24 protein-coding genes are annotated in these 24,171 nt (G+C 69.2%); 20 read left to right on the top strand and 4 right to left on the bottom strand.

All coding sequences use genetic code 11. The features are described 5' to 3' along the window. The first annotated feature begins 2 nt into the window (after positions 1 to 2). The 3 genes from L1Z78_RS23140 (at position 3) to L1Z78_RS23130 (ending at position 3,159) form a co-directional block, all read left to right on the top strand. Positions 3 to 941 (top strand): NUDIX hydrolase, encoded by a 939-nt coding sequence (locus L1Z78_RS23140; RefSeq protein ID WP_234638676.1) that lies wholly within the window; start codon positions 3 to 5, stop codon positions 939 to 941. Positions 942 to 1,078: 137 nt separating this feature from the next. Next, a complete protein-coding gene (gene nadC / locus L1Z78_RS23135; protein ID WP_234638675.1) occupies positions 1,079 to 1,960 on the top strand; it encodes a carboxylating nicotinate-nucleotide diphosphorylase in 882 nt (293 codons plus the stop codon). Between the two features lie 194 nt (positions 1,961 to 2,154). Further along, positions 2,155 to 3,159: a tripartite tricarboxylate transporter substrate binding protein gene (locus L1Z78_RS23130; protein ID WP_234638674.1), complete on the top strand. Its 1,005-nt coding sequence runs from the start codon at positions 2,155 to 2,157 to the stop codon at positions 3,157 to 3,159. A gap of 9 nt (positions 3,160 to 3,168) precedes the next feature. Here L1Z78_RS23130 and L1Z78_RS23125 read toward each other — a convergent pair whose 3' ends face one another. Beyond that, entirely contained in the window at positions 3,169 to 4,089 is a 921-nt protein-coding gene (locus L1Z78_RS23125) for a LysR family transcriptional regulator (protein ID WP_234638673.1), read from the bottom strand. 220 nt (positions 4,090 to 4,309) lie between these two features. Here L1Z78_RS23125 and mdlC point away from each other — a divergent pair, with 220 nt between their 5' ends. The 7 genes from mdlC (at position 4,310) to L1Z78_RS23090 (ending at position 14,857) form a co-directional block, all read left to right on the top strand. Further along, positions 4,310 to 5,857, top strand: coding sequence for a benzoylformate decarboxylase (gene mdlC / locus L1Z78_RS23120; RefSeq protein WP_234642249.1), 1,548 nt, complete (start codon positions 4,310 to 4,312; stop codon positions 5,855 to 5,857). A gap of 39 nt (positions 5,858 to 5,896) precedes the next feature. Then, complete coding sequence (locus tag L1Z78_RS23115; protein ID WP_234638672.1) at positions 5,897 to 6,883, top strand: Bug family tripartite tricarboxylate transporter substrate binding protein; 987 nt, start codon at positions 5,897 to 5,899, stop codon at positions 6,881 to 6,883. A 421-nt stretch (positions 6,884 to 7,304) separates the two neighbouring features. After that, positions 7,305 to 8,495 carry an efflux RND transporter periplasmic adaptor subunit gene (locus L1Z78_RS23110; protein ID WP_234638671.1) on the top strand — a complete coding sequence of 397 codons (1,191 nt, stop codon included), beginning with the start codon at positions 7,305 to 7,307 and terminating at the stop codon, positions 8,493 to 8,495. Continuing rightward, positions 8,492 to 11,668: an efflux RND transporter permease subunit gene (locus L1Z78_RS23105; RefSeq protein WP_234638670.1), complete on the top strand. Its 3,177-nt coding sequence runs from the start codon at positions 8,492 to 8,494 to the stop codon at positions 11,666 to 11,668. The genes L1Z78_RS23110 and L1Z78_RS23105 overlap by 4 nt, the downstream gene beginning before the upstream one ends. A gap of 11 nt (positions 11,669 to 11,679) precedes the next feature. Continuing rightward, complete coding sequence (locus L1Z78_RS23100) at positions 11,680 to 13,035, top strand: TolC family protein (RefSeq protein ID WP_234638669.1); 1,356 nt, start codon at positions 11,680 to 11,682, stop codon at positions 13,033 to 13,035. 90 nt (positions 13,036 to 13,125) lie between these two features. Further along, positions 13,126 to 14,226: a sensor histidine kinase gene (locus tag L1Z78_RS23095; protein WP_234638668.1), complete on the top strand. Its 1,101-nt coding sequence runs from the start codon at positions 13,126 to 13,128 to the stop codon at positions 14,224 to 14,226. Beyond that, positions 14,219 to 14,857, top strand: coding sequence for a response regulator transcription factor (locus tag L1Z78_RS23090; protein WP_234638667.1), 639 nt, complete (start codon positions 14,219 to 14,221; stop codon positions 14,855 to 14,857). The genes L1Z78_RS23095 and L1Z78_RS23090 overlap by 8 nt, the downstream gene beginning before the upstream one ends. Before the next feature lie 3 nt (positions 14,858 to 14,860). Here the strand turns inward: L1Z78_RS23090 and L1Z78_RS23085 are convergent, their stop codons facing one another. Then, positions 14,861 to 15,382, bottom strand: coding sequence for a YqaA family protein (locus tag L1Z78_RS23085; RefSeq protein ID WP_234638666.1), 522 nt, complete (start codon positions 15,380 to 15,382; stop codon positions 14,861 to 14,863). Between the two features lie 146 nt (positions 15,383 to 15,528). On the opposite strand from L1Z78_RS23085, the gene L1Z78_RS23080 reads away from it, so the two are divergent. The 6 genes from L1Z78_RS23080 to L1Z78_RS23055 all read left to right on the top strand — a co-directional run bounded on the left by L1Z78_RS23080 (position 15,529) and on the right by L1Z78_RS23055 (position 20,240). Continuing rightward, positions 15,529 to 16,053, top strand: coding sequence for a hypothetical protein (locus L1Z78_RS23080; protein ID WP_234638665.1), 525 nt, complete (start codon positions 15,529 to 15,531; stop codon positions 16,051 to 16,053). A 145-nt stretch (positions 16,054 to 16,198) separates the two neighbouring features. Beyond that, entirely contained in the window at positions 16,199 to 17,269 is a 1,071-nt protein-coding gene (gene dusB, locus L1Z78_RS23075) for a tRNA dihydrouridine synthase DusB (protein WP_234638664.1), read from the top strand. Then, on the top strand, positions 17,266 to 17,499 hold the full coding sequence (locus L1Z78_RS23070; protein ID WP_234638663.1) for a Fis family transcriptional regulator: 234 nt from the start codon (positions 17,266 to 17,268) through the stop codon (positions 17,497 to 17,499). The genes dusB and L1Z78_RS23070 overlap by 4 nt, the downstream gene beginning before the upstream one ends. Positions 17,500 to 17,584: 85 nt before the next feature. Next, complete coding sequence (gene purH / locus L1Z78_RS23065; protein WP_234638662.1) at positions 17,585 to 19,183, top strand: bifunctional phosphoribosylaminoimidazolecarboxamide formyltransferase/IMP cyclohydrolase; 1,599 nt, start codon at positions 17,585 to 17,587, stop codon at positions 19,181 to 19,183. Next, entirely contained in the window at positions 19,183 to 19,641 is a 459-nt protein-coding gene (locus L1Z78_RS23060) for a c-type cytochrome (RefSeq protein ID WP_234638661.1), read from the top strand. The genes purH and L1Z78_RS23060 overlap by 1 nt, the downstream gene beginning before the upstream one ends. Next, positions 19,638 to 20,240 (top strand): DNA-3-methyladenine glycosylase I, encoded by a 603-nt coding sequence (locus L1Z78_RS23055; protein WP_418921644.1) that lies wholly within the window; start codon positions 19,638 to 19,640, stop codon positions 20,238 to 20,240. The genes L1Z78_RS23060 and L1Z78_RS23055 overlap by 4 nt, the downstream gene beginning before the upstream one ends. A 44-nt stretch (positions 20,241 to 20,284) precedes the next feature. Here the strand turns inward: L1Z78_RS23055 and hemL are convergent, their stop codons facing one another. Continuing rightward, positions 20,285 to 21,589: a glutamate-1-semialdehyde 2,1-aminomutase gene (gene hemL / locus L1Z78_RS23050; RefSeq protein WP_234638660.1), complete on the bottom strand. Its 1,305-nt coding sequence runs from the start codon at positions 21,587 to 21,589 to the stop codon at positions 20,285 to 20,287. Beyond that, a complete protein-coding gene (gene thiD / locus L1Z78_RS23045) occupies positions 21,573 to 22,532 on the bottom strand; it encodes a bifunctional hydroxymethylpyrimidine kinase/phosphomethylpyrimidine kinase (protein ID WP_234638659.1) in 960 nt (319 codons plus the stop codon). The genes hemL and thiD overlap by 17 nt, the downstream gene beginning before the upstream one ends. Positions 22,533 to 22,647: 115 nt before the next feature. Here thiD and L1Z78_RS23040 point away from each other — a divergent pair, with 115 nt between their 5' ends. Genes L1Z78_RS23040 through L1Z78_RS23025 form a run of 4 tightly spaced genes read left to right on the top strand, consistent with a single transcriptional unit; the run spans position 22,648 to position 24,154 of the window. Continuing rightward, entirely contained in the window at positions 22,648 to 22,800 is a 153-nt protein-coding gene (locus tag L1Z78_RS23040) for a rubredoxin (protein ID WP_267967018.1), read from the top strand. A 47-nt stretch (positions 22,801 to 22,847) separates the two neighbouring features. Continuing rightward, positions 22,848 to 23,246 carry a response regulator gene (locus L1Z78_RS23035; protein WP_234638657.1) on the top strand — a complete coding sequence of 133 codons (399 nt, stop codon included), beginning with the start codon at positions 22,848 to 22,850 and terminating at the stop codon, positions 23,244 to 23,246. Continuing rightward, positions 23,246 to 23,611 carry a response regulator gene (locus L1Z78_RS23030; protein ID WP_234638656.1) on the top strand — a complete coding sequence of 122 codons (366 nt, stop codon included), beginning with the start codon at positions 23,246 to 23,248 and terminating at the stop codon, positions 23,609 to 23,611. The genes L1Z78_RS23035 and L1Z78_RS23030 overlap by 1 nt, the downstream gene beginning before the upstream one ends. A 15-nt stretch (positions 23,612 to 23,626) precedes the next feature. Beyond that, complete coding sequence (locus L1Z78_RS23025; protein WP_234638655.1) at positions 23,627 to 24,154, top strand: chemotaxis protein CheW; 528 nt, start codon at positions 23,627 to 23,629, stop codon at positions 24,152 to 24,154. The last annotated feature ends 17 nt before the right edge of the window (positions 24,155 to 24,171 follow it).

The raw sequence follows: 24,171 nt of genomic DNA, 5'->3' as shown, positions 1-24,171 counted from the left end.
TCGTGCCCCAGCCCACCAGCCCCGCAGCGTCTCCCATCCATGCCGAACTCGTCGCCGTGCTGGCGGCCGTGACCCAGGGCACGCCCCGCGTGCTGACCACGGCGGACGGACAATTGCTGCCAGCCGGGCCTTTCAGTGTCGGCCATCGTTCCCTGCAGGCGGGCCTGCGCGACTGGGTGGAGGCGCAGACCCACCATCCACTGGGCTACATGGAGCAGCTCTACACCTTCGCCGACAGCGACCGCACGGACGCCAGCGGCGCGCGCGTGATCTCGGTCAGCTACCTGGGGCTGACGCGCGAATCCGCCGACCGCAGCGCGGGGCAGGCCGTGTGGCAGGACTGGTACCGCTACTTTCCCTGGGAGGACTGGCGCAGCGGCGAGCCCGCGCTGCTGCGTGCCCAGATCGCACCGCGCCTGCATGCCTGGATGGCCGAGGCCCGTGGCGCCCAACGCGCGCTGCGCCGCCAGCGCGCGGACATCGCCTTCGGGCTGGACGGCGGTTCCTGGAACGAGGACATGGTGCTGCAGCGCTACGAACTGCTCTACGAAGCCGGGCTGGTGCAGGAGGCCGCGCACCGCGTGCACGGCGCGGCCGCCATGCTGCCGGGCGAGGCCATGCGCCATGACCACCGCCGCATCCTGGCCACCGGCATGGCGCGGCTGCGCGCCAAGATCAAGTACCGGCCCGTGGTCTTCGAGCTGATGCCGCCCGAATTCACTCTGCTGCAGTTGCAGCAGACCGTGGAAGCCCTGGCCGGCCGAGGCCTGCACAAGCAGAACTTCCGGCGCCTGATCGAGCAGCAGGACCTGGTGGAGGAGACCGGCCAGCTCACGGCGGGCGCGGCGGGCCGGCCCGCCAAGCTGTTCCGCTTCCGCAGCGATGTGCTGCTGGAGCGCGCCATCTCCGGCAGCAAGCTGCCCCTGGCCCGCAGCGACTGAAACGTCTGTGGCGGCCAGTTGGCCGCGCCCGCCCGATTGTGACAATGGCTTGACAGGGGTTATGCTCGTATTTAGCATAAATGCCGTGTCCGCGATTGCGCAGGCATCCAAATTTTTTTGCACGATATATACTCAAAATGAGCATTAATTCCATGCGCACCATCAGCGCCCGATTGCCTGTGCCGCCACTGCCCGACCTGATGCTGGAGCCCCTGGTGCGTTCGGCCCTGCTGGAAGACCTGGGCCGCGCGGGCGACCTGACCACCGATGCCATCGTCCCTGCCGACGCCCAGGCAGAACTGCGCCTGGTGGCACGCCAGGACGGTGTGCTCGCGGGGCTGGACATGGCGCGCCTGGCCTTTCGCGCGCTGGACGCGCAATCGCGCTTCGAGGTGCTGTTGCGCGATGGAAGCGAGCTGGCGCCAGGCCAGGAGATCGCGCGCATCCACGGCAGTGCGCGTGCCATCCTCACGGCCGAGCGCGTGGCGCTCAACTACCTGTGCCATCTGAGTGGCGTGGCCACGGCCACGGCGTCCATCGCCCGCGCCATCGCCGACACCGGCGCGCGCGTGACCTGCACGCGCAAGACCATGCCCGGGCTGCGCGCACTGCAAAAGTACGCAGTGCGCGTGGGCGGTGGCAGCAACCACCGGTTCGGCCTGGACGATGCCGTGCTGATCAAGGACAACCACATCGCGCTGGCAGGAGGCGTGGCCGAGGCGCTGGCCCGGGCGCGTGCCGGCGTGGGCCACATGGTGCAGATCCAGCTGGAGGTGGATACGCTGGCGCAGCTCGAGGTCGCGCTGTCCCTGGGGGTCGAGGTCGTGCTGCTGGACAACATGGACCTGGACACGCTGCGCACGGCGGTCGCCATGGCGCGCGGCCGCGCCGTGACCGAGGCTTCGGGCCGCATCACGCCCGAGACCGCGCGCGCCGTGGCGGAGACCGGGGTGGACCAGATCGCCGTGGGCTGGATCACGCACAGCGCGCGCGTCCTGGATATCGGCCTCGACGCTTGAAATGAAGCTCCCCCTGAGCCGCTGCGCGGCTTCCCCCGTATGCACGGCGCCCTCTCTCGCTGCGCGGGAGGGGGGCGTCCGGGCAACCGGCGACACCCTCGGTGCGGGGCGGCGCGGCCGGCCCAGGCCCTTCCTCGGTGTCTCTCGCTTGGGTCGCGCCGGTTTTTTGCACTTGTCTCGGAGGAGCAGTTGCCATGTTTTATGAAGGCCGTACCCTGAAGCGGCGGGGACTGTGGACGCTGGCGGCCTGCGCGCTGGCGGCTGCGGCATCGGGGCTGTGGCTGGCCGCGCCGGGCAAGGCGGCAGGCCGCTTCGAGCGGCCCATCACCATCGTCGTGACCTTTCCGCCGGGCGGCGGCACCGACCTGCTGGCGCGGCGCCTGGGCGAGCAGCTGCAGCAGCGTCTGGGCCAGAGCGTGGTGGTGGAGAACCGGCCCGGTGCCAGCGGCAACATCGGCGCCCATGCCGTGGCCCAGGCCACGCCCGACGGCAGCACGCTGCTCATGGCCAACAGCTCGTTCGCCATCAACCCCGGTGTCTACGAGCGCCTGGACTTCGACCCGCGCAAGGATTTCACGGCGGTGTTCAATGCGGGCTACATCGCCTCCGTGCTGGTCGTGCCGGCCGATGGGCCGCTGCACAGCCTGGAGGAAGCGCTGGAGCAGGCCTCGCGGGAGCGGCCGCTGGCCTTCGCCTCCTGCGGCAACGGCACGCCCCAGCATCTGGCCGGCGAAATGCTGGCCCGGCAGGCCGGGCGCTTCGTCCAGCAGGTGCCTTACAAGGGCTGCGGCCCTGCGATCACGGCCGTTGCGGCGGGCCAGGTGCCGGCGGGCATGGTCACGGCCAGCAGTGCCTCGGCCATGATCGCTGCGGGCCGGGTCCGCGCGCTGGCCGTGACCTCGGCGCAGCGCCTGCCGCAGCTGGCCGGCGTGCCCACGGTGGCCGAGCGCGGCCTGCCGGGTTTTGCCGTGGAGCAGTGGCATGGCCTGCTGGCGCCGGCCGGCACGCCCCAGGCCGTGGTGCAGGCCTTGCACGAGACGCTGGCGCAGGCCCTGCGCGAGCCGGCAGTGGAGGCGGGCCTGCGTGACCAGGGCTACACCCTGGCGCAGCAGACACCCCGGCAATTCCAGGCCCTGATCGCCGCCGATATCGAGCGCTACGCTGCCGTGACGCGCGCGCTCAGGCTGCGCGCCGACTGAGGATCTTGCTCAGCCGCCCGTGCGATGGCGCGGCTGCTGGAACAGCTCGCAGACCAGCTCGCGCAGCCAGCGCTTGGCCGGTTCCTGCTCGAAGCGCCAGCTCCAGTGCAGCGAGACGTCGAAGCGGTGCCGGGGCAGGTCGGCGTCGCGCACGGTGTGGCCGCGTCCGACGAAGCCCTGGGCGATCTCGGCGGGCATGACCACGGCCAGGTCGGTCTTGACGACGATGGAAGGCACGGCCATGAAGTGGGCGGCCGACAGGCGGATGCGCTCTTGCAGTTGCAGGGCCTGGAGGATGCGCAGTGTCTCGCCATGCGAGCGCACGGCCACGTAGTCGAGCCGGCGCAAGGTATCGAGCGCCAGCGGTGCCCCGTCCGGCAAGCCGTCCAGCACGGGATGGCCCTCGCGCAGCAGCACGGCATAGTGGTCGGACAGCAGCACGGCCTGCCGGGTGCGCGTATTGCCCGGCAGAAAGCCAATGGCGATGTCCAGCGCGCCCCGGTCCAGCGCGTCGGCGATCTCGTCCATGGGCATGGGCAGGGTCTCCAGCTGCACATGGGGGGCGCGCTGGTGCAGGGCCTGCATCAGCGGTGGCAGAAAGCGCGCCTCGCCGATGTCGCTCAGGTGGATGCGAAAGCGCTGGCGTGCCTGCAGCGGCTCGAAGCTCTGGGCCTCGGACATGGCGACTTCCAGCGTCTCCAGTGCCTGGCGTACGGCCATCGCGAGCCGCTCGGCACGCGGCGTGGGCCGCACGCCGGCATGCACGCGCTCGAACAGCGGATTGCCCAGCAGCAGGCGCAGCCGCGTCACGGCCTGGCTGGCCGCGGGCTGGGACAGACCCAGCTCGTCGGCCGCCCGGCTGACGCTGCGGTGGCGGTACACGGCGTCGAAGACGCGCAGCAGATTGAGGTCCAGATGCTTGATATCCATAGGATGAATATCTCTTAGATGATTTATTAGATTGCTGGAAATTATGAAGGCTTGCACCATGGGCGCCAGACTGTGCGGCCCTTGCCCGGCCGCCCCTGCCGCCTTTTTCAGGAGACCGCTCTTGCAAGCCCCCACCACCACCCGGCCCGAAGAGGCCTCCAAGTCCCTGGCCGCCGCCGCGCAACCCGCCGCCCACACCGTGCGCCACGCCGTGATCGACATGCTGCGCCAGCTGGGCATGACGCGCATCTTCGGCAATCCCGGCTCCACCGAGCTGCCTCTGTTCCGCGACTATCCCGAGGACTTCTCGTACGTGCTGGGCCTGCAGGAGACCGTGGTCGTGGGCATGGCCGACGGCCACGCCCAGGCCACGCGCAATGCCAGCTTCGTGAACCTGCACTCGGCCGCCGGCGTGGGCCATGCCATGGCCAACATCTTCACGGCCTTCAAGAACCGCACGCCCATGGTGATCACGGCGGGCCAGCAGGCGCGCTCGCTGCTGCAGTTCGACCCCTTCCTGCACTCCAGCCAGGCGGCCGAGCTGCCCAAGCCCTACGTGAAGTGGAGCTGCGAGCCCGCGCGTGCCGAGGACGTGCCGCAGGCGCTGGCGCGCGCCTACTACATCGCCATGCAGGAGCCGCGCGGCCCGGTGCTGGTATCGATTCCCGCCGATGACTGGGACAGGCCCGCCGATCCCGTCACGCTGCGCCATGTGGGCTTCGAGACCCGGCCCGATCCGCGCACCCTGGCCCTGATCGGCGAGGCCCTGGACGGCGCCCGCGCCCCGGCCCTGGTCGTGGGGGCGGCCGTGGACCGCGGCCAGGCCTGGGACGCCGTGGTGGCCCTGGCCGAACGCCACCAGGCGCGCGTCTTCGTGGCGCCCATGAGCGGGCGCTGCAGCTTTCCCGAGGACCATCCGCTGTTCGCCGGCTTCCTGCCGGCCATGCGCGAGCGCATCGTGCAACTGCTGTCGGGCCACGACGTGGTCTTCGCCGTGGGCGCGGCGGCCTTCACCTACCACGTGGAGGGCGAGGGTCCGCACATCCCCGAAGGCACGGCGCTGTACCAGCTGATCGAGGACCCTGCCATCGCCGCCTGGGCGCCCGTGGGCACGGCCGCCGTGGGCAACATCCGCATGGGTGTGCAGGAACTGCTGCAGCGCCCGGCCCTGGCGCGGCGCGCGGCACCGGCACGCAAGCCCGCGGTGCCCGTTCCGGCCGCACCCGCCGCAGGCGAGCGCATGTCCGTGGCCTTTGCCATGCACACGCTGGCCCAGGTGCGCGACCGCCACAGCATCGTCGTGGAGGAGGCGCCCAGCTCGCGCCCCACCATCCAGGCCCACCTGCCCATCTTCCATTCGGGCACCTTCTACACCATGTGCAGCGGCGGCCTGGGCCACAGCATGCCGGCCGCCGTGGGCGTGGCGCTGGCCCGGCCCGAGGCCAAGGTCGTGGCCGTCATCGGCGACGGCTCGGCCATGTACGCCATCCAGGCCCTGTGGAGCGCGGCCCAGCTGCGCCTGCCCATCACCTTCGTGATCCTCAAGAACCGCCGCTACGCGGCGCTGCAGGACTTCGCCCATGTCTTCGGCTACCGCGCGGGCGAGAAGGTCGAAGGCACGGAGCTGCCCGACATCGACTTCGTGGCGCTGGCGCGTGGCCAGGGCTGCGACGGCGTGCATGTCGAGGATGCGGGCCAGCTGGCCGACGTGCTGGCCCGCGCGCTGGCCCATCCCAAGCCCATCGTGGTCGAGGTCGAAGTCGCCTGAAGCCACGCTTTTTTTCCATCAAGACGAGGAGACAAGAACATGTTCGACAAGACCATCCAGCGCCGGGGCCTGCTGGGCTCGCTGGCCCTGGCCGGTGTGCTCGCCTGCACGCCTGTCATGGCCCAGTCCAAGTGGCCGGAGCGCCCCGTGCGCCTGGTCGTGAACTTCGCGCCCGGCGGCGCGGCCGACGTGCTGGCGCGCGCCATCACGCCCACCATGTCGCAGGTGCTGGGCCAGTCGGTGGTGGTGGACAACAAGCCCGGCGCGGGCGGCAACATCGGCATCAGCGAGACCGTGCGCGCGCCCAAGGACGGCTACACGCTGCTGCTGAGCTCGGGCGGGGCCATCACCATCAACCCGATGATCTACAGCAAGCTGGCCTTCAATCCCGAAAAGGACCTGACGCCCGTGGCGGCCGTGGCGCGCGTGCACGTGTTCCTGGAGACCAACCCCAGCGTGCCGGCCACCAATGTGGGCGAGTTCATCAAGCACCTGAAGGCCAACCCCGGCAAGCTGTCCTATGGCTCGCCGGGCCAGGGCAGCTCGCCACACCTGGCCGGTGAGATGTTCAAGCGCATGGCCGGTGTCGATGCCGTGCACGCCCCCTACAAGGGCGCGGGCCCCGCGCTCAGCGACGTGCTCAGCGGGCAGCTGCAGTTCTGGTTCGACCCGGGGCCGGGCCTCAAGCAGGTGGAGGCTGGCAAGCTGCGCCTGCTGGCCATCGGCAGCCCGCAGCGCTCGCCGCAGTATCCCAACGTGCCCACGCTGGCCGAAAGCGGCCTGCCCGGCTTTGATGCGGACACGCTGTTCGGCATCTACGCGCCCACGGGCACGCCCGAATCGGTGATCGAGGCCGTGCGCACGGCCGTGGCCAAGGCGCTGGAGCAAAAGAACGTCAACGATGTCATCCTCACGCTGGGCGCAACGCCCGCACCCATGACCCGCAAGGCCTTCGTCGACCACCACGCGACCGAGCGCGAGCGCTTCGGCGAGCTGGTCAAGGCCATAGGGCTGAAGGTGGATTGAGGTCCCGCGACGGGTGACAAGCCTTGGACAAGCCGCCAGCCCTGCGCTGGCGGCTTTTTGTTTGCGGACCACGCGCGGATCCGCAGCAAAACCTATACCAAGGTATAGGCGGAGTCCACCAATCGCCAGGCCAGCCTTCCCAACAAAGGCTGGCCGGGGCCCGTGGCGCCTTTGATAATCCCGGTCACATATTGCACTGCACCAATCAGGGCTCCCGTCCAGCGCGGGGACTCCGCCATCGACACGCAAAGGAGTGCTCCCATGGACCCCGATCCCGATCCCGATCCCGATCCCGCCAGGCGCTGTTGGCGCCGCCTTTCCCCTCTTCTTTTTGCTGATCTGCCCGGCCCCGGGCGGAGGCCTGTGATCGCCTGAACGGGCGAAAGGTCTCCGCGCGCCATGGGCCCCCGGAGACCCCAGGATGAATCCAACTCTGCCTTCCGGCCGTCGCCCGCGCCGGTCCTTGATGCTGGCCGCATGGCCATTCGGCGGACTGCTGATCAGCGTGGCCATGGCGGCCTGCAACGGCTCCACCGAGTCCAAGGCCGATGCATCGGCGACCCCTTCCGCGCCGTCCACCCATGCGCCCCAGCCGGCTCCCGTGCGCCGCGACGGCAATCTGATCGTGGTGCCCGAAGGCTCGCCGCTGCGCGAGCGGCTGCAGGTCGCCGAGATCGCACTGCAGCCGCTGCAGACCCGGTTGTCCGCGCCGGCCACCATCGAGGCCGAGCCCGAGAAGCTGGTGCGCATCACCCCTCCCGTGGCCGGGCGCCTGGTACGCCTGCACCGCCAGCTGGGCGATGCCGTGCGCGCCGGCGACGCGCTGATCACCATGGATTCCTCCGAGATTTCCGGCGTGCGCGCCGAGCACGCCAAGGCCCAGGCCGCGCTGCTGCACGCGCGCCAGGAATTCGACCGCCAGAAGTTGCTGTTCGATGCCGAGATCGCGGCCCGCAAGGACTACGAGGCCGCGCAGCAGGCGCTGGCCGCCGCGGGTGCCGACGCGCGCGCCGCCTCCGACCACCTGGCCCAGCTCGGCGCTGCCGTGCAGGAGGGCTCTCGCGGCAGCTATGTGGTCAAGTCGCCCATCAGCGGCCGCGTGGTCGAGATGGCGGGCTCGCAGGGCGGCTACTGGAATGATGTGAACGCCTCGGTGATGACCGTGGCCGACCTGCGCAAGGTCTGGCTCAGCGCCAGCGTGAGCGAGCGTGACCTGGCCCATGTGGATGTGGGCCAGCAGGCCCATATCGCGCTGGCCGCCTATCCCGACCTGCAGCTCGAAGGCCGTGTGCAGTACGTGGGCGAGCTGGTGGATACCGCCACGCGCAGTGTCAAGGTCCGGGTGGCCGTGGACAACCCCGAGGGCCGGCTGCGCCCCGGCATGTTCGCGCGCGTCGGCTTCGATGCACCGGCGCGCCAGGCCGTGATGGTGCCTGCCGCGGCCCTGCTGCAGGGGCAGGTGAGCACCCGCGTCTTCGTGGACAAGGGCGGGTGGCGCTTCGAGCCGCGCGACGTGCAGGTCGGCGCGCAGCAGGGGGGCCGGGCGGAAATCCTCTCGGGCCTTTCGGCCGGTGAGCGCGTGGTGGTCAACGGGGGAGTGCTGCTGCAATGATCGAGCGCATCGTCAACCTGTGCTTCGCACGCCGTGGGGTCGTGTGGCTGGTCTTCCTCTTCGCCGCGCTGTATGGCGTGTTCAGCTGGAAGCAGCTGCCGCTGGAGGCCTATCCCGACATCGCCGACGTGACCTCGCAGATCGTCACCCAGGTGCCGGGCCTGGCGGCCGAGGAGATCGAGCAGCAGATCACCATCCCGCTGGAGCGCGCCCTGCTGGCCACGCCCGGCATGCACGTGCTGCGCTCGCGCAGCCTGTTCGCGCTGTCGCTGATCACCGTGGTCTTCGAGGACGGCGTTGACGGCTACTGGGCGCGCCAGCGCCTGAAGGAGCGCATCGACGAAGTCACGCTGCCCTATGGCGCGCGCGCCGGGCTCGATCCCTACAGCTCGCCCACGGGCGAGGTCTACCGCTACACGCTGGAGAGCCCCGTGCGCAGCCTGCGCGAGCTGTCCGAACTGCAGCAATGGGTGGTGATCCCGCGTCTGAAGAAGGCGCAGTCCGTGGTGGACGTGACCAACTTCGGCGGCCTGACCACGCAGTTCATGCTGGAGCTGGACCCGGCGCGGCTGCTGCAGTACGGGCTGGCGCTGTCCCAGGTGATCGAGGCCATCAACGCCAACAACGCCAGCGGCGGCGGCAGCGTCATCGACCGGGGCGATGTCTCCTACGTGGTGCGCGGCGTGGGCCTGCTGGGCTCTCTGGACGACATGGGCAACGTGGTCGTCAAGACCACCGACAGCGGCACGCCCGTGCTGGTCAAGGACCTGGGGCGGCTGACCTACGGCAACGTGGAGCGGCGCGGCATCCTGGGCAAGGATGGCAACCCCGACACCATCCAGGGCATCGTGCTGCTGCTCAAGGGCTCCAATCCCTCCCAGGCGCTGGAGGGCATCCACGCCGCCGTGGAGGAGCTCAACGGCAAGCTGCTGCCGCCCGACGTGAAGGTCGTGCCCTACCTGGACCGCACCACGCTGATCGAGCGCACCACCCACACCGTGGGCAAGACCCTGGCCGAAGGGCTGATCGTGGTGACCCTGGTGCTGCTGGTCTTCCTGGGCAGCCCGCGCGCGGCGCTGATCGTGGCGCTGACCATTCCCATGGCGCTGCTGCTGGCCTTCATCTTCATGCACCACGCGAAGATTCCGGCCAACCTGCTGTCGCTGGGCGCCATCGACTTCGGCATCCTGGTGGACGGCGCGGTGGTGGTGGTCGAGAACATCCTGCGCCGCCGCGAGGCCGACGAGCAGCGGCCCCTCACGCCCAGGGATGCCATCACCGCCACGCTGCAGGTGGCGCGGCCCATCTTCTTCGGCATGTGCGTGATCGCTGCCGCCTACCTGCCGCTGTTCGCCTTCGAGCGCATCGAGTACAAGCTGTTCTCGCCCATGGCCAGTGCCGTGGGCGCGGCCCTGGTCGGGGCGCTGGCCGTGGCCCTGCTGCTCACGCCGGCCCTGGCCTGGCTGGCTTTCCGCAGGCCGCGCAAGATCTTCCACAACCCTGTGCTGCACCGCCTGGGCGTGGGCTATGACCGCTTCCTTGAAGCGGCCGTGGGCCATGTGCGCTGGCTGGCGGGGGCCGTGCTTGCCTCGCTGCTGGCGCTGGGCGTGCTGGCCGGCACCATGGGCCGCGACTTCCTGCCGTACCTGGACGAAGGCTCCATCTGGCTGCAGGTCCAGATGCCGCCGGGCATCACGCTGGACAAGGCGCGCGAGATGGCGGACGCGCTGCGCGGCGCGGCGCTGGAGTTCCCCGAGGTCTCCTACATCGTCACCCAGACCGGGCGCAACGATGACGGCACGGACTACTGGACGCCCTCGCACATCGAGGCCAGCGTGGGCCTGCATCCCTATGGCGAATGGAAGTCGGGCCTGACCAAGCAGCAGCTGATCGCGAAGATGGCCGCGCGCTTCGACCAGTTGCCCGGCTACTCCGTGGGCTTCATGCAGCCCATGATCGACGGCGTGCAGGACAAGCTGTCGGGTGCGCACAGCGACCTGACCGTGAAGGTCTTCGGCCAGGATCTGGCCGAAGACCGGCGCGTGGCCGATGCACTGGTGGCCGTGCTGGAGAAGGTGCCCGGCGCCGCCGACGTGGCCGTGGACGTCGAGCCGCCACTGCCCAATCTGCGCATCGCGCTGGACCGGTCGGCGGCCGCGCGCTACGGCATCAATGCCTCCGACGTGGCGCAGCTCATCTCCACGGGCGTGGGCGGTGCCTCCATCGGCCAGCTATACGTGGGCGAGCGCAGCTACGACATGGCCGTGCGCTTCACGCCCGACACGCGCGGCAGCCCCGAGGCCATCGGTGCCCTGCGACTGTCGGCGGCCAATGGCGCCCAGGTGCCGCTGGCCGACGTGGCGCGCATCACCACCACGGTGGGCCAGAGCGTCATCGTGCGCGAGGGCGGAGAGCGCCACATCCTGGTCAAGCTCAATGTGCGTGGCCGCGACCTGGCGGGCTTCCTCAAGGACGCGCATGCGGCCATCGACGAGCACCTCGACTACGACCGCCAGAAGCTGCACATCGAGTGGGGCGGCCAGTTCGAGAACCTGCAGCGCGCCGAGGCGCGGCTGCTGATGATCCTGCCGCTGACGCTGGGCATCATGCTGGTGCTGCTGTTCGGCGAGTTCGGCAACCTGCGCCAGCCGCTGCTGGTGCTGGGCGTGGTGCCGCTGGCCATGATCGGCGGCTTCGCGGGGCTGCACCTGCGCGGCATGACGCTCAACGTCTCCAGCGCCGTGGGCTTCATCGCATTGTTCGGCGTGGCCGTGCTGTCCGGCGTGCTCATGGTCTCGCAGATCAACCGGCTGCGCCGCGAGGAAGGAATGGCGCTGCGCGAGGCCGTGCTCGAAGGTGCCTCCAGCCGCATGCGGCCCGTGCTGATGACGGCCACCGTCGCGGCCTTCGGCCTCACGCCGGCCATGCTGGCCACGGGGCTGGGCAGCGACGTGCAAAGGCCGCTGGCCACCGTCGTGGTCTGCGGCCTGCTCAGTGCCACCTTGCTGACCCTGCTGCTGCTGCCCAACCTCTACTACGTGATCGAGGCACGCGCCGCGCGCGCGGCCGAGCGCCGGCAGCGCCGCGCCGCGGAGCGTGGCGAGAGCGGCGAGCTGGAGCCCGCCCCCGCCTCGGAAGGCCTCGCGAACGGCGCGCCGAGCCAACCCCATTGATGCGAGTCGCCATGCAACCGATCCTTTTCCTCTCCAGGCCGGCACTGGCCCTGCTGATGTGCCTTGGCGCTGCGGCCCAGGCCCAGCCCCTGCCTGCGCAATCCACCGCCGCGACAACGACCGTGGGAGCCCCTGCGGGCCTGCGGTTCTCCGACTACCTCGACGCCGTGGAAACACACAGTCCGCAGCTGCGTTCGGAACAACAGGGCGTGGAATCCGCGCGTGCCGGCATCGGCATCGCAGGCATACGGCCCGACCCGAACCTGACGCTGGGTGCCTCGCGCGAGCAGGTGCGCACGGGCCAGCCGCGCCCGACCACGCGCAACTACGAAGTCAGCATGGAGCTGGAGACCGGCGGCAAGCGTGCCGCGCGCATCCAGTCTGCGCGCAGCCAGTTGCGCCTGTCCGAGGCCGGCCTCGAAGGCGTGCGCAGCCAGCTGTTCTCCGAGGCGGCCCAGGATTACACCCAGGCCTGCCGCGACATGCTGGCGCTGGAGCGCAAGCAGCAGACGCTCAAGGCGTTGAGCGACGTGGTGCAGGCCAACGAACTGCGCCGCAAGGCTGGCGACATCGGTGGCGTGGAGTGGCTGCAGTCGCGCGTGGAGCGCGACCGCTTCCAGGCCGAGGTGGTGCAGGCGCGCGCCGAAGCCCGGAACTCGCGGCTGGCCCTGTCCGTTCCGCTGGGGCGCCGCCTGTCCGAGGTCTTTGCCAGCGATGTCCTGCAATGCGGCTTCATGGATCTGGCCGAAGGCTCGGGGCCCGAGGATGCCGAGGCGCTGGTCGCGCAGGCCCTGCAGTCGCGCGCCGAGGTGCGCATCGCCCAGGCGGCGCTGGAGCATGCGCGCGACAACGCGGGCCTGGCCCAGGCCAACCGCTGGGTCAATCCCACGCTGGCCGTCGGCATGGCCGCCGTACCGGCCACGGCGGGCGGCACCGACGCCCAGGGCAATCCTTTCGATGGCGGCGGACGCTCGCGCACGCTGTCGGTCTCGGTCAGCGTGCCGCTGCCGCTGTCGCGCCTGGACCGGGGTGACCTGGTGCAGGCCGAGGCGGCCGTGACCCAGGCCATGCTGGCCCTGCAGCAGGCGCAGAACCGGGCCGAGGCCGATGTGCGCGCCGCGCGCTTTCGCCTGACGGCTGCACGCGAGAACGTGCAGCGCTACCGCGACGGTGTGCTGCGCGATGCGCAGCGCGTGCTCGAAGCCCTGCGCCTGTCCTATCGCCATGGAGAAGCTTCGCTGCTGGAGCTGCTGTCCGCGCAGCGTTCGGCCGACGACGCCTACCTGGGATCGCTGGAAGCCGAGACCGAGCTGGCCAAGGCCACGGTGGAGCTGCAGCTGAGCGTGGGGCGCCGCCCCGCGCTTTGACGGCAGATGCCGGCAACCGGCGAGAGCGGACATCTTGCGACACAATCGATACGCCTTCACCGGGCGCATCGCAGCCCTGCACGACATGACATGACCACCGCACCGCGTCACTTGCGCCACTGGCCCCGGGCCCTGATCCTGGCCGCCATGGCGGCCGCCATGGGGGCGATCTTCGTGCTGGACACGCTGACGGACTATGCCGTGGCCGCTGCCGTGTTCCACACCGCGATCATCCTCGTGGCGGTGCGCTGGTTCAGCCCCCGCGCCGTCATCGGCGTGACGGCCCTGTGCATCGTGCTGACCCTGGTCAGCTTCGCGCTGACGCCCGCGGGCGCCTACCGCACGGGCCTGATCAACACGGTGATCAGCATCCTGGCCATCGCCATCACCGCCTACCTGGGCCTGAGGATGGTGTCGGCCCAGAACGCGGCCCACGCGGCGCGTACCCAGCTGATGCGCATCACCCAGACCACCAGCCTGGGCCAGTTGACAGCCTCCATCGCGCATGAGGTCAACCAGCCGCTGGCCGCCATCGTGACCAGCGGCAATGCCTGCCAGCGCTGGCTGGCGCAGGAGCCGCCCAACATCGCCAAGGCCGGGCAGGCGCTGGAGCGCATCCTGGCCGATGCCCGGCGTGCCAGCGATGTCATCGCACGCATTCGCAGCATGGCGCGCGGGGAGGCTCCGAGCCGGCAGTCCTTCGATCTCAACGAGGCCGTGCGCGAAATGGCCCGCCTGTCGGCCGCCGAACTGGACCGGCGCGGCACCGGCCTGGACCTGCAGCTGGCGCCGTCGCTGCCGCCGGCCTGGGCCGACCGGGTGCACATCCAGCAGGTCCTGGCCAATCTGCTGCTCAACGCCATGGAGGCCATGCAGGGCACGCCGGCCGCACGGCGGCGCATTGTCGTCGCGACGCAGACCCTGGGCCACCAACTGGTGCTGACCGTGACCGATGCGGGGGAGGGGCTGTCGCCGCTGGCCAGGGCCCACCTGTTCGATGCGTTCTGGACCACCAAGCCCGACGGCATGGGCCTGGGCCTGAACATCTGCCGCCACATGGCCGAGGCCAATGGCGGCCGCATCTGGGCCACGGACCGCGAGGACGGCGGCAACGGGGCCGTCTTTCACATCACCATCGCCTGCGCGCCGGCTCCGGGCGCCGTGCCAGCCACGGGAGGCCGCCTTGGCTGAAACCGCCACAGATCCTTGCGAGGCGCTCGTCTACATCATCGACGACGATGCCTCGGTGCGTGCCGCCATCGAAGACCTGCTGGCCTCCGTCGGCCTGTGCGTGCAGGCCTTCGGCGCCACGCGGGACTTCCTGGAGCACTGGCGCAGGCAGCCGGCGCAGGGGCCTGCCTGCCTGGTGCTGGACATCCGCATGCCGGGCCAAAGCGGCATGGAGTTCCGGCGCCAGATGCTGGAGCTGGGGCTGAAGCTGCCCACCATCTTCATCACCGGCCATGGAGACATCCCCATGAGCGTGGAAGCCATGAAGACCGGTGCCATCGAGTTCCTGACCAAGCCCTTTCGCGATCAGGACCTGCTGGACGCCATACAGCAGGGCATCGCCCAGGATCGACAGCGGCGTGCCAGCGATGCGGACCTGCAGGCCTTGCACGCGCGCTGGGAATCCTTGTCGCGTGGAGAGCAGGCCGTGGTCGTCGGCGTGGTGCGCGGCCAGCTCAACAAGCAGATCGCGGCCGAACTCGATGTCAGCGAGATCACCGTCAAGGTGCGCCGGGCCCAGGCCCTGCGCAAGATGGAGGTGCGCACGCTGGCCGATCTGGTCAGGGCGCTGGAACGGCTGGACATCCGCTGAGGGTCATGGCTGCCAGGACGCCGGAATGAACTGCAGGATCACGGCCGTCATCACCACATAGCGCAGGAACTTGCCTACGGCCATGTAGAACACGCAGGGCCAGAAAGGCAGCCGCAGCCAGCCGGCCACGGCACACAGCGGATCGCCCACCACCGGCAGCCAGCTCAGCAGGCAGGCCTTGGCGCCCAGGCGGCGCAGCCAGATGCGGGCGCGCCGCTCATGGCGCGACAGGCTGCGCGGCGGCCTGGCATGTTCGGGCGGCAGGCCGGCACGGCGCCGGTCGCGCGCGGCACGCCAGGCCTTGTGCGCGCCCAGGCCCATCCACCAGCTGATGGCGCCGCCCAGCGTATTGCCGGCCGTGGCCACCGCGATCGTCTGCCAGAACAGGTCGGGGTTGAGCTGCAGCAGCCCGACGACCGCCGGCTCCGAGCCCAGCGGCAGCAGCGTGGCCGACACCAGCGACACGATGAACACCGTGCTCAGGCCGAACTGCGGCAGGGCCAGCCAGCCCAGCAGTTGATGCATCCAGACTTCCATAGATGGGGCAAGTGTAGGTCTGCGCTGGCTGACGCTTTGTCGGCGCGGGGCTATCGTGGCCTGATCCAGGCAAAAAAATGGAGGGTGTCATGCGCATACGGCGGATCGCTGCATGGGTGGGGTGGATCGGGGGCATGGCCTTGGCCGGCGGGCTGGCCGGCTGTGCCGTGCCGGGGCAGGGCGGTGACAAGGGCCCGGCACCGGCGCAGGCGCCGGTGGCGGCACCGTCCGTGCCGCCCGTGGCGGCTGCACCGACATCGGCCTGGAGCCAGGCGCTGCTGGCCAAGGGATGCGCCCTGCCGGTGGAGCCGGTGGGCGACCGGCTGGAGCATCTGCAGCGCGAGCTGGAGCCCCTGGGGCTGGAGCCCCGCCTTCAAGCCTGCGTGAGCCTGGCGCAGTCACAGCCGGCAGTGGCGCTGCTGCTGGACGCCTGGGTGACGGATGGCCGCAAGGCGGTGGCCGTGGTGCGCGGCCCGCTGGCCGATGGCGAGGCGCTGGACCTGGGGCTGCGCCCCGCGCGGGCCGACGCCGCTGCTGCTACCGATGACGAGGTCTCCCCGGATGTGCAATTCAACCGCCGCTGGTGGCAGGGGCGGCTGCGGGCCTACGGGCTGCAGGCGGTTCCTGGCCGGGGCGGTGCCTTCGTACCCACGCCATGAAACCGCAGCAGTGTCTTGTTTTTGCCGCTTGGCCGCCTTGACGGCCCGGTTTTGGTCTTGCTGAAAATTTGGGCAGGTACAATCCTGGTCCTTTGTTGCCGCCCGTCCGCGGGTGAGCACATGCGTTTTTTGCCGCCTTTTCCCCATGTCCTCCCTTCCCCTGTCCATAGGCCCCCATGCCCTGGCCAACCGCCTGTTCGTCGCCCCGATGGCCGGTGTGACGGACCGTCCGTTCCGCCAGCTGTGCAAGGCCCTGGGCGCGGGCTATGCGGTCAGCGAGATGGTGACCTCGCGCAAGGACCTGTGGAACAGCCTCAAGACCTCGCGCCGTGCCAACCATGAGGGCGAGCCCGGCCCCATCGCGGTGCAGATCGCGGGCACGGACGCCGAGATGATGGCCGAGGCCGCGCGCTACAACCTGGACCGCGGCGCCCAGATCATCGACATCAACATGGGCTGCCCGGCCAAGAAGGTCTGCAACAAGTGGGCCGGCTCGGCCCTGATGCAGAACGAGGCCCTGGCCGTGGAGATCGCCGAGGCGGTGGTCCAGGCCTGCGCCCCGCACGGCGTGCCCGTCACGCTGAAGATGCGCACCGGCTGGTGCGATGCGCACCGCAATGCCGTGGTACTGGCCCGGCGCTTCGAAGAGGCGGGCATCCAGATGCTCACCGTGCATGGCCGCACACGCGAGCAGGGCTACAAGGGCTTTGCCGAATATGACACCATCGCCGCCGTCAAGGCCGCGGTGCGCGTGCCCGTGGTGGCCAATGGCGACATCACCAGCCCCGAGAAGGCGCGCGACGTGCTGGCATACACCGGCGCGGACGCAGTCATGATCGGCCGCGCCGCCCAGGGGCGTCCCTGGATCTTCCGCGAGATCGCCCATTTCCTGGCCACGGGCGAGCACATGGCGCCGCCCCTGGTGGCGGAGCTGCGCCGGCTGCTGCTGGAGCACCTGCAGGACCACTACAGCCTGTATGGCGAAGGCACGGGCGTGCGCAGCGCGCGCAAGCACATCGCCTGGTACGTGCGCAGCCTGCCCGGCGGCGAAGCATTCCGACAACACATCAACACCATCGAGGACTGCGCGGTGCAATGGCAGGCCGTCGCCGACTATCTGGACGCCCTGGGCGCGCGGATGGACCGGATACCGGCCGCCATCGAGTCCGGCGCCACGAGCGCCGATCTCGCAGAACCCGCAGGAATGACAGTATGAGCAACCAGAACATCGAACAATGCGTGCGTGAAAGCCTGGAGGGGTATTTCCGCGATCTCGACGGCGAAAAGCCCAATGGCATGTACGACATGCTGATCCACCTGGTGGAAAAACCGCTGCTGGAAGTGGTGATGAGCCAGGCCGACAACAACCAGTCGCGCGCCGCCGACTGGCTGGGCCTGAACCGCAACACGCTGCGCAAGAAGCTGCTCGAGCACCACATGCTCTGAGCCGCCTCCCCGGAATCCATGGCTGCAAGACCTCCCGCCCACGGGCTTGCAGCCCGTTTTTTTCAAACTCCCTGCACTGACTCCCATGAACGCCCTGCTCTCCGTCTCTGACAAGACCGGTATCGTCGAATTCGCCCAAGGCCTGCACGCCCTGGGCATCAAGCTGCTGTCCACCGGCGGCACCGCCAAGCTGCTGGCCGATGCCGGCCTGCCCGTGACCGAGGTGGCCGAGGTCACCCAGTTCCCCGAAATGCTGGACGGTCGCGTCAAGACCCTGCACCCCAAGGTCCACGGCGGCCTGCTGGCCCGCCGCGAGCTGCCCGCCCACATGGAGGCCCTCAAGGAGCACGGCATAGCCACCATCGATCTGCTGGTGGTGAACCTGTACCCCTTCGAGGCCACCGTGGCCAAGCCCGGCTGCACGCTGGCGGACGCCATCGAGAACATCGACATCGGCGGCCCCGCCATGGTGCGCTCGGCCGCCAAGAACTGGGGCGACGTGGGCGTGATCACGGATGCCGGCCAGTACGAGGCCGTGCTGGGCGAGCTCAAGGCCCACGGAAAGCTGTCCGACAAGCTGCGCTTTGCGCTGTCCGTGGCCGCCTTCAACCGCATCGCCCAGTACGACGGCGCCATCAGCGACTACCTGTCCAGCGTCAAGTTCGAGGACGACAAGCTGTCCGAAACCTACGTGCCCGAGCGCAGCCTGTTCCCCGGCCAGAGCAACGGCCAGTTCACCAAGGTGCAGGACCTGCGCTACGGCGAGAACAGCCACCAGCAGGCCGCGCTGTACCGCGACCTGTACCCGGCACCGGGCTCCCTGGTCACGGGCGAGCAGCTGCAGGGCAAGGAGCTGTCGTACAACAACATCGCCGACGCCGACGCCGCCTGGGAATGCGTCAAGAGCTTCGAGGAATCGGCCTGCGTGATCGTCAAGCACGCCAACCCCTGCGGCGTGGCCGTGGGCAAGGACGCGCACGAAGCCTATGCCAAGGCCTTCCAGACCGACCCCACCAGCGCCTTCGGCGGCATCATCGCCTTCAACCGCACGGTGGACAAGGCAGCGGCCGAGGCCGTGGTCAAGCAGTTCGTCGAAGTGCTGATGGCACCCGATTTCACGCCCGAGGCGCTGGAGATCTTCAAGCCCAAGGTCAATGTGCGCCTGATGAAGATCGCCTTGCCCAAGGGCGGCGCCACCGCCTGGGAGCAGGGCCGCAACGCCATGGACGCCAAGCGCGTGGGCTCGGGCCTGCTGCTGCAGACCGCCGACAACCATGAGCTGGCACTGGCCGATCTCAAGGTCGTCACGGTCAAGCAGCCCACCCCCGAGGAACTGCAGGACCTGCTGTTCGCCTGGAAGGTCGCCAAGTACGTCAAGAGCAACGCCATCGTGTTCTGCAAGAACGGCATGACCATGGGCGTGGGCGCGGGCCAGATGAGCCGCCTGGACTCGGCACGCATCGCCTCCATCAAGGCCGAGGCCGCCAAGCTCAGCCTGCAGGGCACGGTCGTGGCCAGCGACGCCTTCTTCCCCTTCCGCGACGGCCTGGACGTGGTCGTCGATGCGGGCGCCACCTGCGTGGCCCAGCCAGGCGGCTCCATGCGCGACCAGGAAGTCATTGACGCCGCCAACGAGCGCGGCGTCGCCATGGTCTTCACGGGCGTGCGCCACTTCCGCCACTGATGGATGGCCACCTGCATCCCGACGGAGACGAGGACGCGCCCCGCCGGCCCCGTTGGCTGGGCTGGGCGCTCGTGGTCTTCATGCTGCTGGTGGCGCTGGGCGTGTTCAACATCGGCTGGCGCATCATGCGGGGGGCGGTGCCGGCCCCCGTCCCGGCGGCCTCGGCACCGGCCGATGCCCGCATCGCCGCAGGCAAGGCCCTGGTCGAAGGCAGCGACTGCATGCGCTGCCACGGCCTGGCGCGCCACTACGTGGGTCCTGCCTACCAGCAGATCGCCGATCGCTATCGCGACCGCGCCGATGCCGCCGAGTACCTGGCGCGCAGGATCCGCGAAGGCGGTGCCGGCGAATGGGGCCGCGCCATCATGCCGCGCCACCCCCAGCTCACCGAAGCGCAATCGTTGCTCATGGCCGGCTGGCTGCTGTCGCTGCCCGGCCCATCGACCTCCGCACCATGACCATGGCCCTCTTCATCGCTCCCGACGGTCGGCCGCGCTGCCACTGGTGCGCGGCCACTCCCGGCTACCAGGCCTATCACGACCATGAATGGGGCTTTCCCGTGGTCGACGATCGCCGCCTGTTCGAGAAACTCAGCCTCGAAGGCTTCCAGTCCGGCCTGAGCTGGCTGACCATCCTCAACAAGCGCGAGAACTTCCGTGCGGCCTTCGCGGGATTCGATCCTGCTGCGGTGGCGCGCTTCACCGAGGAGGACGTGCAGCGCCTGCTGGGCGACGCCGGCATCGTGCGCCATCGCGGCAAGATCGAGGCCGTGATCAACAACGCCCGGCGTGCTCTGGAGATGGTCGATCAGGAGGGTTCGCTGGCTGCCTTCTTCTGGCGCCATGCACCGGCGCCCGTGCAGGGCGGCGCGCCTGTCTCCGAGACGGCCGAATCGCGCGCCCTGTCCAGGGAGCTGAAAAAGCGGGGCTGGAAGTTCGTCGGCCCGACCACCGTGTACTCATTCATGCAGGCCATGGGCCTGGTCAACGACCATGCGCCGGGCTGCGCCGTGCGCGAAGAAGTGGAGAAAGCGCGCAAGGCCTTTCGCCAGCCCTGAAATGCAAAGAGCCCGCCAGGGCGGGCTCCGTCGGCGAGGTGGCGTCAGAGTGTCCTGAACACTTCGCGCGCGGCCTCGACCGTCTTGTCGATGTCCGCGTCCGTGTGCGCGGCGCTCACGAAGCCGGCCTCGTACAGCGCGGGCGCGAAGTAGTGGCCGCGTTCCAGCATGCCGTGGAAGAAGCGGTTGAAGCGCGCGCCATCGGTCTTCATGACCTCGGACCAGGTGCTGGGCAGCTCGGGCAGCAGGTAGAAGCCGAACAGGCCGCCCTGGTGGTCCACGCTGAAGGGCACACCGGCGGCATCGGCCTCGGCCTTGAGGCCGGCCATCAGGCGGCCGGTCCTCGCATGCAGCGCCTCGTGGAAGCCGGGTTCGCTGATCAGCTCCAGCGTCTTGAGGCCGCAGGCCGTGGCGATGGGGTTGCCCGACAGCGTGCCGGCCTGGTAGACCGGGCCCAGGGGCGAGAGCTTTTCCATGATCTCGCGGCGCGCGCCGAACGCCGCCATGGGCATGCCGCCGCCGATGACCTTGCCCAGCACGGTGATGTCGGGAGCGAAGCCCTCGATCTGCTGCGCGTACAGGCTTTGCGCGCTGCCCAGGGCCACGCGAAAGCCCGTCATGACCTCGTCGTAGACCATCAGCGCGCCATGCTCGCGTGTGAGTTCGCGGATGCGGCGCGTGAACTCCACGCTGGCGCGCACGAAGTTCATGTTGCCGGCAATGGGCTCCATGATCACGCAGGCGATCTCGCCGCCGAACTGGGCGAAGGCCTCCTCGATCTGGCCCACGTCGTTGTATTCCAGCACCACGGTGTCCTTGACCACGTCCTGTGGCACGCCTGCCGAGGACGATGCGCCGAAGGTCGCCAGGCCCGAGCCTGCCTTGACCAGCAGGGCGTCGGCATGGCCGTGGTAGCAGCCGTTGAACTTGATGATCTTGTTGCGGCCCGTGAAGCCGCGCGCCAGGCGCAGCGCGCTCATGCCGGCCTCTGTGCCGGAGCTGACCATGCGCACCATGTCCATGGAGGGCATGAGCGAGAGGATCTTCTCGGCCAGCACCACCTCGCGCTCCGTGGGTGCGCCGAAGGAGAAGCCTTCCAGCGCGGCGGCCTGCACGGCGGCCATCACCTCGGGGTGGCCGTGGCCCAGGATCATCGGACCCCAGGAGCCGATGTAGTCGGTGAACTGCTGGGCGTTCTCGTCCCAGAAATGCGCGCCCTGCGCACGGCGTACGAAGCGCGGCGTGCCGCCGACGGCATTGAAGGCGCGCACGGGAGAGTTGACGCCGCCTGGGATGACGGCCTTGGCGCGCTCGAACAAGGGAAGATTCAGATCAGTGTTTTGTGTCATGGGGAGGCATCACGAAGCCTTCGATGGCTTGGGGATCGGATTCCAGGGTCGCGGGCGGCTCGGCCGCCGCTTCGGCGTCTTCGTCGTCGGACTCGGGCTGGGCCCAGAACATGCGGTCCGGGATGAAGTGGCCCATGCCGGGGCGAAAGCCGCTGTCCAGGCTGCGGTCCAGATATTCCAGCGCTTCCTGCGTGGCCAGCCCCAGGTCGTTGCCGCTGGCCACCAGGGCCGTCAGCGCCGCCGACAGCGTATCGCCCGAGCCCGTGAACGTGGCATCGAACAGTTCGTACTTGCTGTTGCCCAGCACCGACTGGGCCGTGGCCAGCACGTTGTCCACGAACTGGTCGGGCAGGGGCATGCCTGTGACCAGCACGTAGGGCACTTCCAGGGCCTCGGCCGCCATGGCGATGTCGCGCGCCGTGGGGCTGCGGCTGCCGCTCCAGTCGGGCAACAGCCAGCGCCACAGCGTACTGTGGCTTCCGACCAACACCGACGTTTGCGGAAGGACAAGCTCCTTGAAGGCATCCAGGTACTGGTCGAGGGGGTCTTCCTCCCACCAGGACAGGTCGGGCATGTAGCTGACGATGGGGATGTCCGGGTAGTCGGAGGCGATCTCGGCGATGGCCGCCAGATTGCCAGGACTGCCCACGAAACCGACCTTGATGGCGGAGACGGGAATGTCCTCGAGCACGGCGCGCGCCTGCTCGGCAACGGCCTCGTCGTCGAAGGGAAAATGTTCGAAGACCTTGGCCGAGTCGCGTGCGTAGGCGCCCGTGACCACGGGCAGCGGATGGCCGCCCACGGAGGCAATGGTGGCGATGTCGGCCGACAGGCCGCCCGCGCCGCTGGGGTCGCTGGCGTTGAAGACCAGCACGCAGACGGGCGCTGCCTCGTCCATCGGGTCGGTGTCGGGACTGGGGGAGTTGGAGGGGTTCAATGCCATGGCTCGGCCCAGTGTGCACCCCTGCGGCGAAGGCCGTGGCGGGTGGTTATGACTAGATACAATCGTTGCATTCTATGTGAAGGCCCTTTAAGCTGTGACCGACCCTAAAACTTGGATGTGCTTGATCTGCGGGTGGATCTATGACGAGGCGCAAGGCTGCCCCGAGCATGGCATCGCGCCCCGGACGCGTTGGGAGGACGTTCCCATGAATTGGACCTGTCCCGAATGCGGAGCACGTAAAGAAGATTTTGAGATGGTCGAAATCTGAGCGCGGGACCACCCGCGCCGACTCACACATTTCCGGGAGGTTTCTCAGTGACGACATCGGGCGCACCCCTGCGCGTACTCGTGGTGGATGACAGCAATACCATCCGCCGCAGCGCAGAAATCTTCCTCAAGCAGGGCGGGCATGAAGTGCTGCTGGCCGACGACGGCTTCGACGCGCTGTCCAAGGTCAACGACTACCAGCCCCAGCTGATCTTCTGCGACATTCTCATGCCCAAGCTGGACGGCTACCAGACCTGCGCCATCATCAAGCGCAATGCGCGCTTCGCCGACACGCCGGTGGTCATGCTCTCGTCCAAGGACGGCGTTTTCGACAAGGCGCGCGGGCGCATGGTGGGCTGCCAGGACTACCTCACGAAACCCTTCACCAAAGACCAGCTGCTGCAGGCCGTGGAGCAGTTCGGCAAGCAACCCATAGGAGCACTTTGATGCCCATCCGCAAAGTCCTGGTCGTGGACGATTCCAAGACCGAACTGATGTTTCTGTCCGACATGCTGCAAAAGCAGGGCCTGCAGGTGCGCACGGCCGAGAACGGCGAGGAGGCGCTGCGCAGCCTGGCCGAGGACCGCCCCGACCTGATCCTCATGGATGTGGTCATGCCCGGCCAGAACGGCTTCCAGCTGACGCGCGCCATCACACGCGATCCGCAGTACGCGGACCTGCCCATCATCATGTGCACCAGCAAGAATCAGGAGACCGACCGGGTCTGGGGCATGCGCCAGGGCGCGCGCGACTACATCACCAAGCCCGTGGATGCAGGCGAGCTGCAGGCCAAGATCGCGGCGCTGAACTGACGCGGTGCGCTGTCCATGGCGAACCGTGAAGCACTGCGCGACCTGCAATCGCGCCTGGCCGGCCGTCTCCAGGCCGCCCGCAGCGAAGGCGTCAAGGTCGCTGCCTGGCTGGCCGTGCAGGCCGGCGGGCGCAACTATCTGATGCCGCTGGGCCAGTCCGGCGAGATCTTCCCCTGGGCGGGCGTGCAGCCCGTTCCCTATACGAAGCCCTGGTTCCTGGGCATCGCCAACCTGCGCGGCACGCTGGCCGGCGTGATCGATCTGGCCGGCCTGCTGGGCCACGGCGGGCCGCGCAGCGAACCGGCGCTGGCCGAGTCCAGCCTGCTGGCCTTCAATCCGGCACTGGAGCTGAATGCGGCCTTGCTGGTGGACCGCCTCCTGGGCCTGCGCAGCGCCGACGCTTTCGTGAGCACGCAGGCGGCTGCCGAGCAGTCGCCCGCCTATTTCGGCCCCGTGCATATCGATGAAGCGGGCCACCGCTGGCAGGAACTGCAGTTGCAGCGCCTGTCCCAAGCCTCCGAGTTCCTGAGCATTAGAGCCTGAGTATCTGAAGGTCGTCC

This window comes from Delftia tsuruhatensis (assembly GCF_903815225.1).
GTDB lineage: Bacteria > Pseudomonadota > Gammaproteobacteria > Burkholderiales > Burkholderiaceae_C > Comamonas > Comamonas tsuruhatensis_A.
This window is presented reverse-complemented; position numbering and strand designations above follow the sequence as displayed.